A 20607-nucleotide genomic window follows, 5' to 3' on the forward strand; every position below is an offset into this window, starting at 1 on the left:
AGGTTGATAGGTCAGAGGTGGAAGCGCGGCGACGTGTGGAGCTGACTGATACTAATAGATCGAGGACTTAACCATATTTGATTGCTTCGTTTCTTCTGATTCTTCCTTTACGATTACCCAGTTTTGAGGGAATAAATTTCCCCTTGAAAAAAATCAAAAAGACATTATAATAATATATGTCTTCATTGTCTGGCGACTATGGCGAGAAGGTCACACCCGTTCCCATCCCGAACACGGAAGTTAAGCTTCTCAGCGCCGATGGTAGTTGGGGCGTAAGCCCCTGTGAGAGTAGGACGTTGCCAGGCAAGATGGAGGATTAGCTCAGCTGGGAGAGCATCTGCCTTACAAGCAGAGGGTCGGCGGTTCGATCCCGTCATCCTCCACCATTTATGCCGGTTTAGCTCAATTGGTAGAGCAACTGACTTGTAATCAGTAGGTTGGGGGTTCAAGTCCTCTAGCCGGCACCTTTTCGAGCCGTTACTATTGAGTTGTAGAGTAACATTTTGTTTAGAGCCATTAGCTCAGTTGGTAGAGCATCTGACTTTTAATCAGAGGGTCGAAGGTTCGAGTCCTTCATGGCTCACCATTTTAATATGCGGGTGTGGCGGAATTGGCAGACGCACCAGACTTAGGATCTGGCGCCGCGAGGCGTGGGGGTTCGACTCCCTTCACCCGCACTTTATTCACGCGGAAGTAGTTCAGTGGTAGAACACCACCTTGCCAAGGTGGGGGTCGCGGGTTCGAATCCCGTCTTCCGCTCCAAGATATATGCCGGGGTGGCGGAACTGGCAGACGCACAGGACTTAAAATCCTGCGGTAGGTGACTACCGTACCGGTTCGATTCCGGTCCTCGGCATTTCTTTTTAAAATATGCGCCCGTAGCTCAATTGGATAGAGCGTCTGACTACGGATCAGAAGGTTATGGGTTCGACTCCTTTCGGGCGCGCCATTATTATCGGGAAGTAGCTCAGCTTGGTAGAGCACTTGGTTTGGGACCAAGGGGTCGCAGGTTCGAATCCTGTCTTCCCGACCAGCAGGTTTTATTTAATGGGGGATTAGCTCAGCTGGGAGAGCGCCTGCCTTGCACGCAGGAGGTCAGCGGTTCGATCCCGCTATCCTCCACCATTAATTATTTGAATTAAACATATGGCGGTGTAGCTCAGCTGGCTAGAGCGTACGGTTCATACCCGTAAGGTCGGGGGTTCGATCCCCTCCGCCGCTACCATTCTTTACAAGGACCTTTAGCTCAGCTGGTTAGAGCAGACGGCTCATAACCGTCCGGTCGTAGGTTCGAGTCCTACAAGGTCCACCTGATTTATTATAAATGGAGGAATACCCAAGTCTGGCTGAAGGGATCGGTCTTGAAAACCGACAGGCGGGTTAAACCGCGCGGGGGTTCGAATCCCTCTTCCTCCGCCATTTATTTTTCTGAGTGGGACAGTCGATGCTTTCTTAGGGCATAGACAAAACTTTATACTTTTTATCGTCGCGGGGTGGAGCAGTCCGGTAGCTCGTCGGGCTCATAACCCGAAGGTCGCAGGTTCAAATCCTGCCCCCGCAATTCGGTCTGGTAGTTCAGTTGGTTAGAATGCCTGCCTGTCACGCAGGAGGTCGCGGGTTCGAGTCCCGTCCAGACCGCCATTTTTTATGGCTCAGTAGCTCAGTCGGTAGAGCAATGGACTGAAAATCCATGTGTCGGCGGTTCGATTCCGTCCTGAGCCACCATTACTTTTTGATAATGGCGATTGTGGCGAAGTGGTTAACGCACCTGATTGTGGTTCAGGCATTCGTGGGTTCGATTCCCATCAGTCGCCCCATTCATAACTTAATATGCGGGTGTAGTTTAATGGTAAAACTCCAGCCTTCCAAGCTGATGTCGTGGGTTCGATTCCCATCACCCGCTCCATATGTGGGCCTATAGCTCAGCTGGTTAGAGCGCACGCCTGATAAGCGTGAGGTCGATGGTTCGAGTCCATTTAGGCCCACCATTTTTGTGTAAAAATTAAAATGTATGATATTTATTATTCCGCAGTAGCTCAGTGGTAGAGCAATCGGCTGTTAACCGATCGGTCGTAGGTTCGAGTCCTACCTGCGGAGCCATTTGGGGAAGTACTCAAGAGGCTGAAGAGGCGCCCCTGCTAAGGGTGTAGGTCGGGTAACCGGCGCGAGGGTTCAAATCCCTCCTTCTCCGTTCCTTATGGCCCCTTGGTCAAGCGGTTAAGACACCGCCCTTTCACGGCGGTAACACGGGTTCGAATCCCGTAGGGGTCATCCTGAAAAGGCTGCAGACAAAATGTCTGCAGCTTTTTTTCTATGTTTATGAAGCTGCGTGACAGTGGCTAAAATTTTTATTGGCATGTATATGTCTAGCTCCAGAAGGAAAGCTTACCAGAAATTACTCTGCACAAAATTACACGCGTAGCGCAAAGAGGACGCTTTCGTGGCGCAAACTTCAGGCCTCCTACCTACAATAAAGTCATGCACGAATGAACACTCGTCTTCGTAATTCCTAAATCTAAGACAAGGTCCATACATTTTGAACGGGGATGACCACAAAGGAAAGCTCATAGAAATAATAATCCCAGAGACAGGCGCGTTTTGCCTGTCGCGATGCGTTCCGTGCCTGTCATGAATCCGATTGCGCTTTAGATCATTAATGAACTTGAAAGATTTTTTGAGGCACCTAATACTCATGCTTTTTACATACTCTTTAAAACAAACATAAAGAATTCATCTATATTTTTTTACTTCTCCTCAATTATTTACCTGATGCGAGAAAAAGACAACGCACTAGGATAAGCTACGCAACCTTCACTTTAACAAAACTCCTGTTTCTTCTATTAAGTCTCTTATTTTCTAAATAAGTCTCTTGTTTTCAGAAATTTTTTTAAAAAAAATTAATAAATAGGATTAGTTTCTATTTAATTTGGGTATTTAATTAAAATCTAATAGTATCGTCCCCCTGGTTTACCTGGATACTTCTTGCTCGTTAAACCCAATAATTATGTAAGTAAGTTACATATCTTTTCCCCGTTTGGTAGTCATTAAGTTGCCATATTTCGTTCGACATATCAAAGGGAAATTTGTCTGTTAGTGGTATAAAGTTTATCATTTAATCCGCTTTAGGGTAGGAACGGTAGACCTTTTAAAGGTTTTTAACCTATTTTGTCTAAATAGGACGTTTTTTTTATAAAGGGATATTGTTTAAACAAACGAATTATAGAGCGGAATAGGAATATTCTTTTCAAAGGGGAAAAGAGTATCACAACAAAAACGGTGAAACTTGAAAAATAGTGGGCCCTAGCATTTCGCCTATCGTAAGTTGTGGGGTATGGGGGATTAACGGTTCCAATCTTTAAAAATCCGGGCTGCCAGGAAAAAGCCTTTTGAGGTGTAGGGGATACCTCAGAATCAGGCTTTATTTATTAATGTCCGGATTAAGAGAGGAGCGGCTGGATGGAGAAGAAAAAATGTGTGGCAATGCTTCTGGCTGGAGGTCAGGGGACAAGGCTAAGGGAATTGACTGAGACCATAGCAAAGCCTGCAGTCCCTTTTGGAGGCAAATATAGAATTATTGATTTTACCTTAAGTAATTGTACTAATTCTGGTATTGATACCGTAGGGGTTCTTACCCAATATCAGCCTATGCTTTTAAATTCTTATATTGGAATTGGAAGTGCATGGGACCTCGATAGAACGGATGGCGGGGTTACTGTATTGCCTCCATTTAGCGAATCTGCGGATGTTAAATGGTACACAGGAACCGCATGTGCTGTTTATCAAAATCTTAATTATTTGAGGCAGTATGACCCAGAATATGTACTGATTCTTTCCGGAGACCACATTTATAAGATGAACTACGAAGATATGCTGCAATACCATATTGAAAAAAATGCTGATGTAACCATATCGGTGGTTGAAGTTCCAAGAGCAGAGGCAAGCCGGTTTGGAATCATGAATACCGGGTCAGATATGCAGGTTCTTGAATTTGAAGAGAAGCCCGATAACCCCAAAAGCACTCTCGCATCCATGGGCATTTATATTTTTAACTGGGAAGTCCTTAAAAATTGCCTGGAGTCGGATTATAGTAATTCAAACTCGAGCCATGACTTTGGCAAGGATATCATACCTAGCCTGGTCAAGGGGCAGGAGCAGGTATATGCTTATCCGTTTAGCGGCTATTGGAAGGATGTAGGCACAGTCGAAAGCCTTTGGGAAGCGAATATGGATCTTCTTGATGAAAATTGCCCGCTTGATTTATTTGATCATGGCTGGAGAATCTATTCTGTTAATCCAAATCAGCCTCCCCAATTCATATCTAGTGATGCTACTATTATGGAATCTTTAATAAATGAGGGTTGTACGATAGAAGGAGATATTGTTCGGTCCGTAGTATTTCAGGGTGTCAGTGTTGGTAGTGGTGCCTATATAAAGGACTCAGTCATCATGCCGGAAGCCATCATAGGCAAGAACACTTCGATAGAGCGTGCAATTGTTCCTGCCAATATGAAGGTTCCAGATGGCATGGTGATTTGTCCCGAACCCGGGAAAATAGTATTAGTTGATGAAAAATTATGTCAGGAATATAACTTGGCTAAATGAAAAAGGAGGGACAGGAATGTTAAAACAGCTATTAGGTGTAATTGATGCTGCTGCTAACCACAAAGATCTGCAGGAATTGTTGCTGCACAGGCCAGTCGCTGCCCTGCCTTTTGCCGGAAGATACCGACTTATTGATTTTGCCTTATCAAGTATGGTGAACTCGGGTATACAAAGTGTTGCAGTATTTCCTAGAGGAGGCTACCGCTCACTTATGGATCATTTGGGGTCCGGAAAAAATTGGGATCTTAATCGAAAAAGAGATGGATTATTCTTTTTTCCTCCTATGGAGGTAAAGGATAATGCTTTTAGAGGAACAGGATGCTTTGCACATTTTGCAGAAAATCTCGATTTCTTTTATAGAAGTACACAGGAATATACGTTAGTATCAAATTCCTACACAGTAATCAATGAGGACTTTAGAACAATGCTAGATACACATCAGGTATATGGGTGTGATATCACTGAGGTTTATAAAAATGGAAAATCTTTAAATATTTACTTGTTGAAAACATCACTCTTAATCGATTTAATCGAGAACAGAGAAAATACAGGATATAGAAGTCTTGATGATGTACTTGACGATTTTTCGAGCCCTTATACTAGCTGCAGGTTTGAATATAAAGGCTACGCAGAACAAGTAGATTCCATAAAAAGCTTTTACAAGGTCAGTATGGATTTGCTTAACCCAACTGTCTGGCATACTCTTTTTAAGAAAGAACAGCCGGTATTCACCAAGGTTAAGGATGAGCCACCTTCCCATTATTATAAAGGTTCTAGTGTTAAGCGAGCCCTTTTGGCTAACGGCTGCAAGGTAAGGGGAGAGGTGGAAAATAGTATAATCTCCAGAGGAGTAAGCATCGGACAGGAAACGATTATTCGAAATAGTATTATTATGCAGAAGAGCCAAATCGGAGAAAATTGTATCCTTGAGTCGGTGATCCTGGATAAGGATGTTAAAGTTGAACCCGGAACAATACTTATTGGAAGTCCCCAGAATCCTATTGTTATAGGAAAAGGTTCAGTCGTCCAGCCTACTTCGGCAAAAGTTAGCTCTCTTTTGGCTTTGTAGAATCGCAAAACAGCCTTCCCAATTACAGGGAGGCTGTTTTTTGCTGTTTATATAATCAATCCTCTTCCAAATAGCTATCCTTACGCTTGTAAGGGACATCTCCCATTTGTGATTCTAGTCCTTTTCGATCAAGGGTTTCTTCAAGTTTTTCCAGCTTTTGAACCTTACTGAACTGGCGGTTTCCACCTTCAATATCGTTCGAAACTATTTCCTCGATATCCTCCGCTTGGGCTTCTTCATTAACGCCTTTATTATATAAGTCATTATAGTTGTCGTAATCACCAACCATATCCTGTGGGCCATCTGCTGTTCCATAGCGGGCAACCTCTTCAAAACTGTCATTTGTATCAATAACGCCGCCCTCGCTTCTGCCCCGGAATGAATTAGGAATGGACGGTGTTAGCAAATCCTCTTCTACTGGCCGGTCGGTTGCAGGTACCTTTTCAGGAGTGTGTTCAACGCAATAAAGAGTTGAGGGTATTGCTTCGAGTCTTTCAAAAGGAATTTCCTTTTCACATTCACGGCAGATTCCATATGTTCCATCTTCCATAGCTGCTAATGCTTCTTTTACCTTTTCCAGCTCATCCCCCGCATGATCTTCAAGGGCATAGTCTTTCTGTCGCTCATACAGTTCTGTCCCCAAGTCAGCAGGATGATTGTCAAGTGAAGATAACTCCCCGACCGTTTCGGTTTCTGCATCTTTCCGGTCAGTATAACCGTCTTCCATTTTCAACTGGGTCTCCAGATTTTTTTCTTCCTCTTTTAATAAATATTTCAATGTATTTAACTGATTTGTCGTTAACATAAATTCCACATCCGTTTCGTTGCAATTTACTCTTCCTTTAGTATTTTTGATACCCTTCCGGATTGTAATGAAAACATAAACACACTTTGGGGTTTCGATACGGACTGGAGGCTTCGGCCGATATAAAGGCATCAAGAGGAGCGTAAGCCCAATCGTATGTAGTATGAAGTACCTATCGGAGGCCGGCGGTACTTTCTCAAAAGAACTTCCCAAAGTGGCGCATTGCCAAAGCAAATGAAAAAAGCCCCCGCATAAGCAGGAGCTTTGATAAAACTAATTAAATGAAGTGGCCGATGAATAAACCAATGGCAAACAAGAAACCAAAAATTGTATTGGTTTGTGCCGTTGCTTTCATTGCTGGCATCATTTCAATTGGGGTTCTGCCGGCTTTGAATCCCTTTACTGCCAAAATAGGCTTTGGCAGACTTAGAACGACAATAGCAGCCCAAGGTGAAATAATTTGCAATACAATTAGTAACGCGACAATTATATAAGCAGCTGTAAACATTCCGGCAAGGAAACGAATCGCATTGACCCTGCCAAGTAGAATCGCGAGTGTTTTCCTTCCAAATTCTTTATCTCCGTCCAAATCCCGGATATTATTCGAAAGCAGGATTGCACCAACAAGAATAGATACTGGAATCGAAACCAAAATACTTACACCCGTAACATAGCCTGTCTGAATAAAGAACGAAATTAAAATGATTAAACAGCCCATAAAGAACCCGGCAAATAGTTCTCCGAATGGTGTATAGGCAATAGGCTTTGGACCACCCGTGTAAAGATAGCCGAACAGCATGGAAATACTCCCTATTACTGCAATCCACCAGCTGCTTTCCATGCAAATGTAGATACCCAGCAAGACAGATACGCCGTATAAAAGCAGAGCCAGTTGCATGACTGTCGCTGGTTTAATACCATCTCTGACTATGGCCCCGCCAATACCAATTGAATGTTCGTTGTCTAGACCGCGTTTAAAGTCATAGTATTCATTAAACATATTTGTAGCCGCCTGTATCAAAAGGCAGGCGAGCAGCATTGCACCAAACAGAAGTCCATTTATTTTTCCTTCTTCAAGTGCGAGGACAGTGCCCAAAAAAACTGGGACAAATGCAGCAGTTAAGGTATGGGGGCGTGTTAGCTGCCACCATGCGTGAAAACCGCGATTGGATTCTGGGATATGGGGTGTGCCTGTCTGTAATTGTGTCTGCATGCATAACACTCCCTGATGTAGTAGTATGGCGATGAATTCTTATATGCCACATTTAAGTGTATGAAATTTAAGGAAAGGTGTCAATTACTTTTTCCTGCCAGCTTCCAGTCAGTTTACCGAATCGACCCCTGTGGAAATTTAGGAATGTAGCTTAATCGAGGTTTGTTACAGAATAGGATATAATATAGGAAAAAACATGGTGACTGTGACTACTGTTATTGACACTCCCGCAATTTGAGTAGTATTTTTAAATAGGTTTTAAACTGAATGGGGACAGTGGTTTGCGCTGTTTGGAGGGATAATGTTGGTTACCATCCACGATACAGAGTTAAAGGAAGGCATCCTTCAAGGAATAATTAGAGCAAAGGAATTGGGCAGGCCTGTGCTGGTAAGTGAAGTTAGCAAGGTTGGAGCTATGGATCCTTTGTTGTTTTTTGCCAGTGGAAAAGAAGAGTTCCTGGGTGAACGTTTTTTTTGGAAAAGCCCAGGAGAAGAAATTACTATAGCCGGACTTGGAATTGCCGCGCAATTAAGTGTTGATTCCGATGATGACCGGTTTACGATTATTAATAAACAATGGGATAGGCTTATAAAGGATAGCATCGTAATGAACAGCTATTCTTCTGAGGGTATTGGGCCTCTAATGTTTGGCGGGTTTGCATTTGACCCACAAAAGCCAAGAACAGCGCTATGGTCAAAATACCAGGATGCTTTGTTTCACATTCCTCGCTTTATGGTTTCTGTTTTGAAGGGGGATGTGTATTTAACTACAAACATCATGTGTACGAAGTATGATGGAATATCACTTTTCACTAAGGTTGCCTCTGAGAGGGAGGCCCTATTAAATAAGGTAATCGAGGGTTCAGAGGGTGAAAAATCTTCCCTTGTCCGAGTTGAAGAAATTGGTGCTGCTGAATGGAAAGTGACCGTAAAAAATGTAGTTGAGGATTTAAATAATGGTGGACCGCTTAAGAAGGTGGTTCTGGCAAGGGAGCTTCGCCTTTATTTTGATGGTTTGATTGACTCGGTTAAAATTCTTGGCAAGCTGAAGGAACAGCAAAAAACTAGTTTTGTGTTTTCTTTTGAATCTGCAGGAGATAGCTTTATCGGAGCTTCACCTGAACGTCTCGTAAAGAAGGCAGGAATGAAAGTTCAATCAGCCTGCCTTGCCGGCTCGATACCAAGAGGTGGGACAGATGTTGAAGATAAAAAATTGGGTGATCTGTTGCTGTCGGATGAAAAAAACCTCTCGGAACATCAGTATGTAGTTGAAATGATACGGGAAGCATTGGAGGAGACCTGTGAATCGGTTTTCATTCCAGAAAAGCCCCAACTAATGAAGATTAGGGATATACAGCACTTATATACACCGGCAGAAGGAATTGCTAAGGAAGAGACAAGCCTGCTTCAACTGGTTGACAGGCTTCATCCAACTCCTGCTTTAGGCGGGCTTCCAAAAGAATTGGCAGTAGAAAAGATCCGCGAGATGGAGAATCTTGACCGTGGTTTGTATGCTGCACCTGTTGGGTGGCTGGATTATTCCGGGAATGGTGAATTTGCTGTGGCAATTAGGTCAGGTCTAATTCAGGGAAACGAAGCCTCCCTGTTTGCAGGCTGTGGTGTTGTTGCAAATTCAGATGCAGATAGTGAATACCTGGAAACAGGCCTTAAATTCAGGCCGATGCTTTCAGCCCTTGGAGGAGTACAGGAATGAATCATCAAGAAGCATTAACATCCTATTTGGCTGCATTCGTAGCTGAACTTGTTAAAACTGGTATAAAGGAAGTTGTCATTAGCCCTGGTTCGCGCTCTACACCAATGGCATTGGTTATGGCAGAACATCCGGAGCTAAAAATTCATATTCATGTCGATGAACGTTCTGCCGCATTTTTCGCTCTTGGTTTGGCAAAGGGAAGTGGCAAGCCTGTTACTATTCTTTGTACATCCGGAACGGCAGCGGCAAATTATTTCCCGGCGATCGTTGAGGCCAAGTATTCCCGTATTCCTTTGCTTGTATTGACTGCGGATAGGCCGCATGAATTAAGAGACGTAGGTGCACCTCAGGCGATTGACCAAATTGATTTATATGGCAAGCATGTTAAGTGGTTTTCGGAAATGGCACTTCCTGAGGAAGGCTCTGATATGATCAGATACGCCCGGACCGTTTGTGCCAGGGCTGTTTCAAAGGCAACGGAATTACCAGCTGGGCCAGTTCATCTTAACTTCCCATTCCGTGAACCGCTTATACCAAAGCTGGATAAAGAGCAGCTATTTGAAATGCTGGAAAGGCCGCAAAAGTATGTTTCAATTAGCCGCGGCAGACTTGAACTATCGGAGGAAGAATACAAGGAGATTGCTCTTGTTTTAAACAGTAATAAAAAAGGAATCATTGTATGCGGCCAACTCGAAGCAGGCAGTTTAAAAACAAGGATAGAGAGTCTGTCCAGAAAGACAGGCTACCCAATTCTTGCCGACCCTCTTTCACAGCTTAGGAGCAGCAAAGTAAGCCGGGAATTGCTTATTGATACATATGATGCATTCCTGCGTTTACCAGAAGCAAAATCTTTACTAAAGCCAGAAGTTGTGATTCGTTTTGGTGCGATGCCAGTCTCCAAAGCATTGACAACTTTCCTTCGGGAAAACCATAGTGCCCGCCAATTTGTTATAGATGGCGGTGATGGATGGCGTGATCCTCACTCATTATCAACTGAAATGATTTACTGTGATGAAGAACTTTTTTGTGAAGGCCTTCTTCCGTTTGTAGAATCAAATTATGATAGTGTTTACATGAATGAGTGGTCTGATGTAAATCACTTGTCAAAGGAAACGATGATTTCCGAATTAAACCGTGACGCGCTTACAGAAAGCTTTGTTTACAATCAACTGCAGGAGCTTCTTCCCGAAGGAGCCAGCATCTTTGTCGGAAATAGTATGCCCATTAGGGACTTGGACAGCTTTTTTTGGCTGAACGATAAAAATATTCGAGTCCTGGCCAATCGTGGGGCTAACGGGATCGATGGGATTATCTCCAGTGCGCTCGGAGCATCTGTCCATGCAATGCCGATGTATCTTGTACTTGGCGATTTAACATTTTATCATGATATGAACGGACTCCTCCCTGCAAAGTTGTATGGACTCGATATCACAATTATTATTATAAATAACAATGGCGGAGGAATTTTTTCTTTCCTTCCGCAGTCGAATGATAAGAAGAATTTTGAGTTACTATTTGGAACACCAACCGGGCTTGATTTTTCCCATGCAGCTGCTTTATATGGCGGAGCATTCACCCGTGTCGAAACCCTTGTCGATTTTAAGAATGCAATGATGAAGTCCAGAGAAGTTCGGGGGTTAAAAATTATTGAAGTTATGAGTGATAGAGAAACAAATACAGCTGACCATCGAAGAATTTGGAATTCGGTTTCCCAGGAAATAAAAAAGCTGGTTGACTTATCATGAATGCAGGAATTAATGGCTTGGATTACCACATTGAAATAAGCGGGGAGGGACATCCGCTTTTGCTGCTCCATGGGTTTACCGGGAGCAGCGGAACATGGCAGTCCTTCTTCGAAAGATGGGGAGCCCACTCAACCCTTATTTGTCCGGATTTGCCTGGGCATGGCAGAACCACGCCAATTCCTAAGCCTGAACGGCTTTCCATGGAAAATACGGTCGAGGACCTTAAGTGCATTTTGGATGATTTCAAGATTGAAAAGGCAGACGTCCTTGGCTATTCCATGGGTGGTAGAGTGGCGCTTGCTTTTGCTCTTAGATTCCCAGAAAGAATTCGGAATCTTATTTTGGAAAGCTCGTCTCCAGGGCTGGAGAATTCCGATGATCGAAAGGCAAGGCGCATGAAAGACAACCAACTTGCCAACTTTATAAAGGAGCATGGCATCGAGGAGTTTGTCGATTATTGGGAAAACATCCCCCTATTTTCCTCGCTTCAGTCTTTATCTAACGAAATTACTTTAAAGGTAAGGAAGGAACGTTTAAGAAACAGCCCTGAAGGCCTTGCAAGCTCATTGGTTGGAATAGGGACAGGAGTTCAGCCAACATATTGGAATAAGCTTGGAGAACTTAATTGTAGGACTTTGCTCATCGCAGGCAGCAAAGATGAAAAGTATTGCAAAATTGCTAAAGAGATGGCAGCCAGGATAAAAAATTGCAGAATTGAATTAGTTTATGAGGCTGGACATGCAATTCATGTGGAACAATCGGAAAAGTTTGGTACAATAGTAAGTGGGTTTTTGACAAATACATAGAGGAGGTTATCCATTTGGCAGTAGAATGGGTGGCAGAACGCCAATACGACGAAATTCTTTACGAAACATATAATGGTATTGCAAAAGTAACCATCAACCGTCCGCATGTACACAATGCGTTTACTCCTAAAACGGTAATGGAAATGATTGATGCCTTTGCTTATGCAAGGGATGATTCCAAGATTGGTGTAATTATTCTAACAGGTGCAGGAGATAAGGCTTTCTGTTCCGGCGGTGACCAAAAAGTACGAGGCCATGGCGGCTATGTTGGTTCTGATGAGATTCCGCGCCTGAACGTACTTGACCTTCAGCGTTTAATACGTGTCATTCCAAAGCCGGTTATCTCAATGGTAAAAGGCTATGCGATTGGTGGCGGGCATGTTCTCCACGTTGTCAGCGATTTAACCATTGCTGCAGATAACGCAATCTTTGGACAAACTGGCCCGAAAGTCGGCAGTTTTGATGCGGGCTATGGTTCAGGTTATCTTGCTAGAATAGTTGGCCATAAAAAGGCCCGTGAAATCTGGTATCTTTGCCGCCAGTACAATGCCCAGGAAGCTCTTGATATGGGCCTTGTCAACAAAGTTGTACCACTTGATCAAGTTGAAGAGGAAACAATCCAATGGTGTGAGGAAATCCTTGAGAAGAGCCCAACTGCCATTCGTTTCCTAAAAGCCGCGATGAATGCAGATACAGACGGACTTGCTGGACTACAGCAGTTTGCCGGAGATGCAACACTTCTATATTACACAACCGATGAAGCAAAAGAAGGCCGCGATGCATTTAAGGAAAAACGCAAGCCAGACTTCGGCCAGTTCCCAAGATTTCCATAAGAAAAGCGGAAGCTCCTTTTGTTGGAGCTAGTTATACAGGTACGTTTAAATGTAATTCACAGCTTGATGGAAATCCCATCAAGCTGTTTTCCTATTTGTATGAATACGATAACTCAGTTCCGAAACAATACTAGAGATAGAGCGTTAAAGAAGGTGTACATCATGACTATGAGAATGCCGCATTTTTTGAAAAAAAGAGCCTTCCTTACTCCGGATCGCCCGGCATTATTATTTAATAATCAGCTATTAACATTTAAAGAACTATATGCGAAAAGTCTGTCACTTGCTACGAAATTAACGTCAGCAGGTGTTGATTCCAGCACATTTACTGGAGTGCTAATAAAAAACAATCTTGAATCAGCCATCCTTCTATATGCGTTGCAGATATGTCGGGCACCTGCTGTGATGCTAAACAACAGATTAACTGCTGCTGAAATTGCCTGGCAGCTCCGGGATGCAAATGTCAGCATCCTCATTAGTGAACCCTCACTAACTTCTTTGGCTAAGGAGGCAGCATCAAGCCATGAATCGGTTACGACCTTAACCTTAACTGAACTTTCCTCCATAAAGCCCGCTAATTGGATTCCATCAGATGAGGTGTCCCTTGAAGACATTTGCACTGTCATGTATACATCGGGTACAACCGGACATCCAAAAGGGGTTTTACAAACCTATGGAAACCATTGGTGGAGTGCCTCTGGGTCAGCACTGAATCTAGGTATGACCGAACACGATACTTGGCTTTGCACAGTACCGCTCTTTCATATAAGCGGCTACTCGATTCTTATAAGGGGAATTATTTATGGCAATCTTGTCATTTTACATGAACATTTTGACCCGAAGCACGTGGTCAAAGATATTATAGAGAAAAAAGTCTCGTATATGAGTATTGTCGGAACAGCTTTAAATCGCGTGTTGGATGAACTGGGTGACAGGAATCTCCCGGATACCTTTGGGTGTATGCTGCTCGGGGGCGGACCAGCACCGCTTCCTCTCCTGGAAGCTTGCCGCCGTCAGAATGTCCCTGTTTTCCAAACGTATGGCATGACAGAGACAGCATCTCAATCGGCCACGCTTGCTTCAGAGTATAGTTTGTCTAAATTAGGTTCAGCAGGGAAGCCGCTTTTTCCGGTTTCTATCAAGATTCAGCTTGATGATGGAAACGAGGCACCAGCCGGGGAAGAGGGAGAAATCCTTGTTAAAGGTCCCAATGTTATGCCTGGATATTTGAACCGGCCGGAGGCAACAGCGGAAAAGATTGTGGATGGCTGGTTCCATACAGGTGATATTGGCAAGTTGGATGAGGAAGGTTTCTTGTATGTAATTGACAGGAGATCTGATTTAATTATTTCGGGCGGGGAAAACATATATCCTGCAGAAGTGGAAAGTGTACTCGTTTCTCATCCATATGTTTGGGACGCAGGGGTAGCAGGGATTTCCGACTCCGAATGGGGACAGGTTCCTGTTGCATTCCTGATTTTAATGGATGGCTATTCACTTACTGAAGAGGAATTGCGGTCTTATTGTCTTTCTAGGCTAGCGAAATATAAAGTCCCTCGGAGTTTTTATTTTGTAAAAGAGCTTCCAAGAAACGCATCCAACAAGCTTTTACGTAGAAACCTAACTAGCCTTATCGGGGGAGACCTTACATGAATCTCCATTCAATCAAGTTATCGATTATTTCCATGCCATTAAAACATCCCTTTCATACACATCTGGAAACAGTTAGCGTCAGGGAAGGGATACTGGTTGAGGTGTGTGATAATGAAGGATTAGAAGGATATGGTGAAGGAGTAGCCTTCTCATCGCCCTGGTACACGGAAGAGACTGTTTCGAGTAGCTGGTCGGTGATTAGATCTTCTTTAATCCCTCTGCTTCAAAGAAATGCAATAAGCCATCCTAATGAAGTGTTTGAGGTATTTAGTGCAGTCCGACGAAATCATATGGCAAAGTCGGCTGTTGAAATGGCTTTGTGGGACTTATTTTCCAAGAAAAAAGGGAAGCCTCTTTCACGATTCATCGGAAGCGAAGACCAACTCATACCTTCAGGGTTTGTCGTTGCTGCGAGGAACGAGGCTGAGGCACTCGAACAAACCTCGCGTTATGTGGAAGAGGGCTATCAGCGAATCAAGGTCAAAATAGGCCCTTCCAATGATTATTCGTTGCTCTCAGCGATTAGGCGGGACTTTCCAGAATTGCCAATCATGGCGGATGCCAATTCTGCTTATACTCTTAAAGATGCAGATAAACTGAAGGCACTGGATGAATTAGGCTTACTGATGATAGAACAGCCACTAGCATACGATGACTTTATTGAGCATGCGAAGCTTCAGAAGATGATTTCCACGCCAATATGCCTAGATGAGAGTATTTCTTCGTATTCAGATGTTGTCCTCGCTTTAGAAATGGGCAGCTGCAAAGTAATAACGATAAAGGCCGGAAAAGTCGGTGGACTCAGTGAGGCGATCCGAATCCATGATTATTGCAAGAATAGGAACATACCTGTTTGGTGTGGCGGAATGATTGAATTTGGGGTGTCCCGGGCTCATAACGTAGCTCTTGCATCCCTGCCTGGCTTTACAATACCGGGTGATATTTCAGCCTCCTCCCGCTTTTGGGAAGAGGATATCATTACACCGGAAATAACGGTTAAGGACGGCCGGATATCAATCCCAGAGGGAGACGGGATAGGATTTGGGCTTAATCGGAAACGGCTGTCTGAAGTTACAGTCAAAACCGAAACTTTTAGGCTATAGTTATATACTTTTCTGATTTAGTAAGAATCAGGGGAAGCTGCAAATCACCGATGCGGCTTCCCTTTTTATTTTATCTGACTACTACTAAAGATGTAGAAAGGTAGACTTTCTTTCGTATTTTTATTATTTTCACAAGGAAATTAGAAAAAACTTATAAAAGAGGAAGGAATTCATCTAAATATTCAGAATATAAATATTTATGAAAAGAGAATGAATGTTCATTCATTTTTTCAAAAACTAAAAGGAGGTCGGTTATGGAAAATTTCTCAACATCTTTATCAGCACTGAAGGAGAGAAAAGGAGCAGTAATTGCAATTATTGCCGTCATATTAGTTCCACTGATATACGCTGCCCTGATCCTCTCTGCTTCATGGGGACCTTATGACAACCTGTCTAATTTACCGGTTGCTGTAGTTAACAATGATGCAGGTGCTATGTCTGGAGATGAAGAAGTCAATGTAGGCAATCAGCTTGTCGATTCACTTAAGAAAAGCATGACACTAGGTTTTAAATTTGTCAGTTCTGAAGAGGCAAAGAAGGGGATGGAGGATTTAACCTATTATATGACAATCGAAATCCCTGAGGACTTTTCACAAAGAGTTACAACAGTCCTTGAAGAAAACCCTCAAATCCCTGAACTGACTTATACACAAAATGAAGGCTTGCACTTCATGGCGGCACAGGTTACAAATAAAGCTGCAGAACAGATCAGGGAGCAGCTGGGGAACCAAATAACCGAAACTTACGTGAGGAATGTCTTTACTCAGCTTGAACAGGTGGCAGCGGGGTTCCAGGATGGCGCAGAGGGTTCAACTAAAATTAATGAGGGCTCTGTTAAACTCAAGGGTGGGACTGGCCAAATTCTTAGTTCTCTTGAAACAAAAGCACCGGATATAAGCAAGCTCGCAGATGGTGCGAAGGAGTTGAAAGCCGGGACCGGGGAACTTGCTACAAAAATCCAGGGGGGAACTGCTGGGGTTAATCAGCTTGCAGATGGATCAAAAACATTGGCTGCTGGATTTAAACCATTTAGCGATGGGACAAATCAATTAAATGCCGGTATTTTGGCTGCAAAAAGTGGCGCGTTTAAACTTGCGAAAGGTTCTAATGACCTCAGTAAAGGACTTAATGATGCCAACAATGGAGCAATAACCCTGAATAACGGTATGAAAGAACTAAAAGCTGGAACAAATGGAGTGCTAGAGGGGTTGCAAGGAGTTCAGGGAAAGCTACCAGAACTAATTGAAGGAACTAAAAGCATCGCGGCTGGCTTGGGAGAGGCAAAAACCTCAGTAGAAACCTTGTTGGAACCTGGTGCCCGACAAGTAGCAGATGGAGTCAAACAATTATCTAAACATCCAATTCTGGGTCCTGTGCTGCTTGCCGATAAGGATTTTCAGAGACTTCTCGAAGGCAGTGAGGCACTAGCCAACGGTATGACGTTGTATAAAAACAAAACAGCCCCTCTCGCCCCGGGTGCACAGCGGATCGCAAATGGTCTTGATGCTGAGGACCCTAAGACGCTGGATATTAAGGGTGCTGTCGATCAATTGGTGGCTGGAAGTGATAAACTGGACAAGGGTGCTAAAGCATTGTTAGATGGATCGGGTGCTCTAGCTAATGGAACTAGTCGGCTTGCAGCAGGTGCCGGGGAGATTGCAAAGGGCAATTCTGATTTAGCAGCCGGCACTGGAGAGCTAGCGACAGGTTCAGGCAAAATTGTCGCTGGGGCAAATGAACTTGCAGCAGGTGCTAAAAAGGTTGCTGATGGCAATGGAACTCTCCAAAGTTCTTGGACTGCATTGTCTAATGGTGCACAAAAAATTAATAATGGGATGGCACAAGTCAGTGAAGGAAACCAAACTGTAAATACAGGCTGGGGAACACTGACAGATGGAGTTAAACAAGTCGATAACGGCATTGGTCAAATTGAAAGCGGTTCCAAGGAACTGGCCGATGGTTTGAAGGGCGGCGCTGAAAAAGTGGGGGCTATAAGAGCGGATGATTCCAATATCGCCCAATTTGCATCCCCTGTTGCTCTTAAGCAAAACGTTTTAAACAGTTTCCCAATGTACCGTTACGCGAATGCTCCGTATGTTCTCGCACTAGCACTGTTTGTTGGTGTTTTGGTGATGACAGTTGTATTTAATATGAGAAAGCCTGATACACAAGAAGTATCCAGCTTCACCTGGTACAGTTCATTATTTAGTAAAATGGCGGGTGTTGCTGTACTGCAGGCTGTGATTGCAAGTGTTTGTACGCTGTTCTTCTTGAAGCTTTCAGCTTATCACAGTATTCTTCTGGTTATTTTTGCAATAATAGCAAGTCTTGCCTTTCTGTCAATTGTATTCTTCCTAGTAGCTGCTGCAGGTAACATTGGTAGATTCATTGCATTTGTCTTCCTGGTCCTTCAACTTTCAACCACAGGCTCAAGCTTGCCGATCGCTATGCTGCCGGAAGGATTACGAACACTAAGTACATTCCTGCCGATGCGATATGCAATCGACAGCTTCAGATCAATTATTTCACTTGATAATGCAGGTGCTGGATGGGCCAATGCGTTTGTCCTATTATTCTTCCTGATTTCTGGTCTTGCGTTGGCAGCTGTTGTAGTATTCTTCCAAAATAAGCGATCAAATACTGCTACACCAGCAAGAGTCGCATAAAGTTCGTGCCTTTGAAGCATTGCTTCAGAGGCTTTTCAAATTTTCTTTAAAGAGTTGCAGAAATTATCTGAACACAATATAATAAGATGAATATATTTTGGTTTTGAAGGAGGTGGAAATGAGATGAACCGTTCTGTTGGATTGCATGGTCAATTTTTGGAATTTATCTATATTTGCCGTGCAATTTTTCATGAAATTGCTTTTAACGGGATACGTATGCCCTTTTTTGCAATTGAATTGAACACAGACCGGTAAGAGATCTCTATTTCCTCCTCGATAATATAAAACTGTGGTTTACGTGGGTACACACTTTAGTTTTGTACCCTAATACTTCTGGATTCCAGGAGTCCAAGCCACTTGTTACTGTCGAAAGGCCATGGAAGGTAACTCTTCCATGGCTTTTTTGTGATATAGCCTCTTACCATTAAATCTTAATGACGAAAGGAAGAGGAACATGACCCTTTGCAGCATACAACAAATTTCAAAGATGTTTGGCGGAAATAAAATCTTTGAAGATTTGTCTTTTGAAATACAGGAGAAAGACAGGATTGGTTTAGTTGGCCGAAATGGAACCGGAAAGACTACCATCTTTAAGTTGATGGCGGATATTGAAACTCCAGATGAAGGCAGGATTCATATTAAAAGAGGGGCCAAGATAGGGTACCTCGCCCAAATCCCGCGATATCCTCAAGGAACAATAGGCTTGAAAGTATTGCAAACAGCATTTGGTGAAGTTTTGAAAACAGCAGACCGCCTCAGGGAGCTGGAAGTAGGGATGGCAAGTGAAACGGACGATGTAAAATTATCTAAAGACATAGAAGAGTATGGCCGATTGCAGGATGAATTCATGCTTTCAGGTGGATACGAGATGGAAGCGGATATAGGAAAAGTTGCAAATGGGTTAGGAATAAGCGATTTGCTTCATACAGAATTCGGGCAATTAAGCGGGGGTGAGCAGACAAAGATTTGTCTGGGGTTAGTCCTCCTACAGAAACCGGATTTGCTTCTGCTAGATGAGCCGACGAACCACCTAGATATTCCCGCAGTAGAATGGCTGGAGGAATACCTGAAGGAGTATGATGGAACAATCATCTGCATTTCGCATGATCGTTATTTTCTGGATAATGTAATAACAAGGGTTTTTGACCTTGAGGACGGAGAACTAACGGTTTACCATACGAATTATTCAGGTTTTTTAAAAGAAAAAGAGGAGAGGCTGCTGCAGGAGTTCCAGGCATACCAGGAGCAGCAGAAGAAGATAAAGAAGATGAAGGAGGCAATTAAGCGGCTCAGGGAGTGGGCAAACCAAGCTAATCCACCAAACGATGGTCTTCATAAACGGGCACGGAATATGGAACGGGCACTCGAACGGATGGAAAAATTAAAACGTCCAGTTCTGGATCGGAAGCAAATGGGCCTGGAATTTGAAATAACCGACCGGAGCGGAAAAGAAGTTTTTATCATGAAAAATGTTTCGAAGACATTTGGGGAGAAGCAATTGTTTAATGAAGCAAACCTTCTTGTTCACTACCTAGATCGGACCGCAATTGTAGGCCCGAACGGCACAGGCAAATCGACTATCATTAAAATGCTCCTTGATGAAGTGAAGCCGGAAAACGGAGAAGTTAAGCTTGGAAGCAATGTGAAGATAGGCTACCTCTCTCAGCATTTTACAATAGGCGATCCCAATATGAGGCTGATTGATGTATTCCGTGACGAGGTTCATGTAAGCGAAGGAGAGGCACGCCACATTCTGGCAAAGTTTCTTTTTTACGGCCCGAATGTATTTCGCAAGGCAGGCCAATTAAGCGGTGGGGAGAAAATGAGGCTCCGGCTTGCCCAATTGATGCACCAGGACATTAACTTCCTGGTCCTTGACGAGCCGACAAACCACCTTGATATTGATTCGCGCGAAGTCCTTGAGGACGCATTGGAAGAGTTCAAAGGGACCATTCTCGCTGTCTCCCATGATAGATATTTTTTAAATAAACTTTTTAAAAAGACCTACTGGCTTCATAACCGAAAGCTTCATTATTTCGAAGGAGGCTATTCCTGGGCAAAAGAGAAACTTAATGAGCTCCATTCAAAAGAGGCTGCATTTAAGCCTGAGCAGCCGCAGCAAAAACCTGTTAAACAACGAGTACAAAAGCACCAGATAATGAGTCTGGATGAAGTAGAATCTATTCTTATCAAGGTAGAGGAGAAATTATCCTCTTTGGAAACACAATTGCTACTGGAGAAAGACCTTGGTGAGCTGCAAACGTTATTTCATGAAAAAGAAAAACTCGAGACAGAACGCGAAACCCTCTATGAGCAACTCGAGGGATTACTATAGGCATAGCTGCCAAATTAAATAGGACAAAATTAACAAAGAGGCTATCCATTGGGCAGCCTCTTT

General features: G+C 43.4%; 13 protein-coding genes, 21 tRNA genes and 1 rRNA gene. 33 read left to right on the forward strand and 2 right to left on the reverse strand.

Annotated features, from left to right (window positions below; all coding sequences use genetic code 11):
* Positions 1–188: 188 nt before the first annotated feature.
* From rrf to TY16_RS22805, 24 genes are all read left to right on the forward strand, one after another.
* Positions 189–305, forward strand: a 5S ribosomal RNA gene (gene rrf, locus TY16_RS22690).
* A gap of 5 nt (positions 306–310) precedes the next feature.
* Positions 311–386, forward strand: a tRNA-Val gene (locus tag TY16_RS22695).
* A gap of 5 nt (positions 387–391) precedes the next feature.
* Positions 392–464 (forward strand) — tRNA-Thr (locus TY16_RS22700).
* A 46-nt stretch (positions 465–510) separates the two neighbouring features.
* Positions 511–586: transfer RNA gene (locus tag TY16_RS22705), tRNA-Lys, on the forward strand.
* A gap of 9 nt (positions 587–595) precedes the next feature.
* Positions 596–677 (forward strand) — tRNA-Leu (locus tag TY16_RS22710).
* A gap of 10 nt (positions 678–687) precedes the next feature.
* A tRNA-Gly gene (locus TY16_RS22715) sits at positions 688–762 on the forward strand.
* Between the two features lie 8 nt (positions 763–770).
* Positions 771–856, forward strand: a tRNA-Leu gene (locus tag TY16_RS22720).
* A 16-nt stretch (positions 857–872) separates the two neighbouring features.
* Positions 873–949, forward strand: a tRNA-Arg gene (locus tag TY16_RS22725).
* A 7-nt stretch (positions 950–956) separates the two neighbouring features.
* Positions 957–1033, forward strand: a tRNA-Pro gene (locus TY16_RS22730).
* Positions 1034–1049: 16 nt separating this feature from the next.
* Positions 1050–1125 (forward strand) — tRNA-Ala (locus TY16_RS22735).
* 23 nt (positions 1126–1148) lie between these two features.
* Positions 1149–1225 (forward strand) — tRNA-Met (locus tag TY16_RS22740).
* A 10-nt stretch (positions 1226–1235) separates the two neighbouring features.
* Positions 1236–1309, forward strand: a tRNA-Ile gene (locus TY16_RS22745).
* Between the two features lie 17 nt (positions 1310–1326).
* A tRNA-Ser gene (locus TY16_RS22750) sits at positions 1327–1419 on the forward strand.
* A gap of 68 nt (positions 1420–1487) precedes the next feature.
* Positions 1488–1561: transfer RNA gene (locus tag TY16_RS22755), tRNA-Met, on the forward strand.
* Positions 1562–1564: 3 nt separating this feature from the next.
* Positions 1565–1641: transfer RNA gene (locus tag TY16_RS22760), tRNA-Asp, on the forward strand.
* 8 nt (positions 1642–1649) lie between these two features.
* A tRNA-Phe gene (locus TY16_RS22765) sits at positions 1650–1725 on the forward strand.
* A 16-nt stretch (positions 1726–1741) separates the two neighbouring features.
* Positions 1742–1817 (forward strand) — tRNA-His (locus TY16_RS22770).
* A 15-nt stretch (positions 1818–1832) separates the two neighbouring features.
* A tRNA-Gly gene (locus TY16_RS22775) sits at positions 1833–1906 on the forward strand.
* A gap of 5 nt (positions 1907–1911) precedes the next feature.
* Positions 1912–1988, forward strand: a tRNA-Ile gene (locus TY16_RS22780).
* Positions 1989–2025: 37 nt separating this feature from the next.
* Positions 2026–2100 (forward strand) — tRNA-Asn (locus TY16_RS22785).
* A 3-nt stretch (positions 2101–2103) separates the two neighbouring features.
* Positions 2104–2191: transfer RNA gene (locus tag TY16_RS22790), tRNA-Ser, on the forward strand.
* An 8-nt stretch (positions 2192–2199) separates the two neighbouring features.
* Positions 2200–2271, forward strand: a tRNA-Glu gene (locus tag TY16_RS22795).
* A gap of 1185 nt (positions 2272–3456) precedes the next feature.
* Complete coding sequence (locus TY16_RS22800) at positions 3457–4602, forward strand: glucose-1-phosphate adenylyltransferase (RefSeq protein ID WP_043934012.1); 1146 nt, start codon at positions 3457–3459, stop codon at positions 4600–4602.
* Between the two features lie 16 nt (positions 4603–4618).
* On the forward strand, positions 4619–5671 hold the full coding sequence (locus tag TY16_RS22805) for a sugar phosphate nucleotidyltransferase (protein ID WP_043934013.1): 1053 nt from the start codon (positions 4619–4621) through the stop codon (positions 5669–5671).
* Between the two features lie 55 nt (positions 5672–5726).
* Here TY16_RS22805 and TY16_RS22810 read toward each other — a convergent pair whose 3' ends face one another.
* Both TY16_RS22810 and TY16_RS22815 read right to left on the reverse strand, forming a co-directional pair.
* Complete coding sequence (locus tag TY16_RS22810) at positions 5727–6476, reverse strand: TraR/DksA C4-type zinc finger protein (RefSeq protein WP_043934932.1); 750 nt, start codon at positions 6474–6476, stop codon at positions 5727–5729.
* 277 nt (positions 6477–6753) lie between these two features.
* Positions 6754–7689, reverse strand: coding sequence for a 1,4-dihydroxy-2-naphthoate polyprenyltransferase (locus tag TY16_RS22815; protein WP_043934014.1), 936 nt, complete (start codon positions 7687–7689; stop codon positions 6754–6756).
* A gap of 301 nt (positions 7690–7990) precedes the next feature.
* Between TY16_RS22815 and TY16_RS22820 the strand changes: the two genes are divergently transcribed.
* The 9 genes from TY16_RS22820 (at position 7991) to abc-f (ending at position 20544) form a co-directional block, all read left to right on the forward strand.
* Positions 7991–9403 (forward strand): isochorismate synthase, encoded by a 1413-nt coding sequence (locus tag TY16_RS22820; RefSeq protein WP_197028443.1) that lies wholly within the window; start codon positions 7991–7993, stop codon positions 9401–9403.
* Complete coding sequence (menD, locus tag TY16_RS22825; protein ID WP_043934016.1) at positions 9400–11148, forward strand: 2-succinyl-5-enolpyruvyl-6-hydroxy-3-cyclohexene-1-carboxylic-acid synthase; 1749 nt, start codon at positions 9400–9402, stop codon at positions 11146–11148. Before TY16_RS22820 ends, menD begins: the two co-directional genes overlap by 4 nt.
* Entirely contained in the window at positions 11145–11954 is an 810-nt protein-coding gene (gene menH / locus TY16_RS22830) for a 2-succinyl-6-hydroxy-2,4-cyclohexadiene-1-carboxylate synthase (protein ID WP_043934017.1), read from the forward strand. Before menD ends, menH begins: the two co-directional genes overlap by 4 nt.
* Positions 11955–11968: 14 nt before the next feature.
* The gene (menB, locus tag TY16_RS22835) at positions 11969–12787 is read left to right on the forward strand and encodes a 1,4-dihydroxy-2-naphthoyl-CoA synthase (RefSeq protein ID WP_043934018.1); all 819 of its coding nucleotides are present in this window, start codon (positions 11969–11971) and stop codon (positions 12785–12787) included.
* 162 nt (positions 12788–12949) lie between these two features.
* Positions 12950–14440 (forward strand): o-succinylbenzoate--CoA ligase, encoded by a 1491-nt coding sequence (locus TY16_RS22840; protein ID WP_043934019.1) that lies wholly within the window; start codon positions 12950–12952, stop codon positions 14438–14440.
* Positions 14437–15543 carry an o-succinylbenzoate synthase gene (menC, locus tag TY16_RS22845; RefSeq protein ID WP_043934020.1) on the forward strand — a complete coding sequence of 369 codons (1107 nt, stop codon included), beginning with the start codon at positions 14437–14439 and terminating at the stop codon, positions 15541–15543. Before TY16_RS22840 ends, menC begins: the two co-directional genes overlap by 4 nt.
* Positions 15544–15797: 254 nt before the next feature.
* Positions 15798–18209, forward strand: coding sequence for a YhgE/Pip family protein (locus TY16_RS22850; protein ID WP_043934021.1), 2412 nt, complete (start codon positions 15798–15800; stop codon positions 18207–18209).
* 123 nt (positions 18210–18332) lie between these two features.
* A complete protein-coding gene (locus TY16_RS27165; protein ID WP_269320320.1) occupies positions 18333–18464 on the forward strand; it encodes an RAxF-45 family protein in 132 nt (43 codons plus the stop codon).
* Between the two features lie 199 nt (positions 18465–18663).
* A complete protein-coding gene (gene abc-f, locus TY16_RS22855; protein ID WP_043934022.1) occupies positions 18664–20544 on the forward strand; it encodes a ribosomal protection-like ABC-F family protein in 1881 nt (626 codons plus the stop codon).
* The last annotated feature ends 63 nt before the right edge of the window (positions 20545–20607 follow it).

The organism is Bacillus sp. EB01 (assembly GCF_000613125.1).
In the GTDB taxonomy this organism is placed as follows: domain Bacteria; phylum Bacillota; class Bacilli; order Bacillales; family Cytobacillaceae; genus Bacillus_D.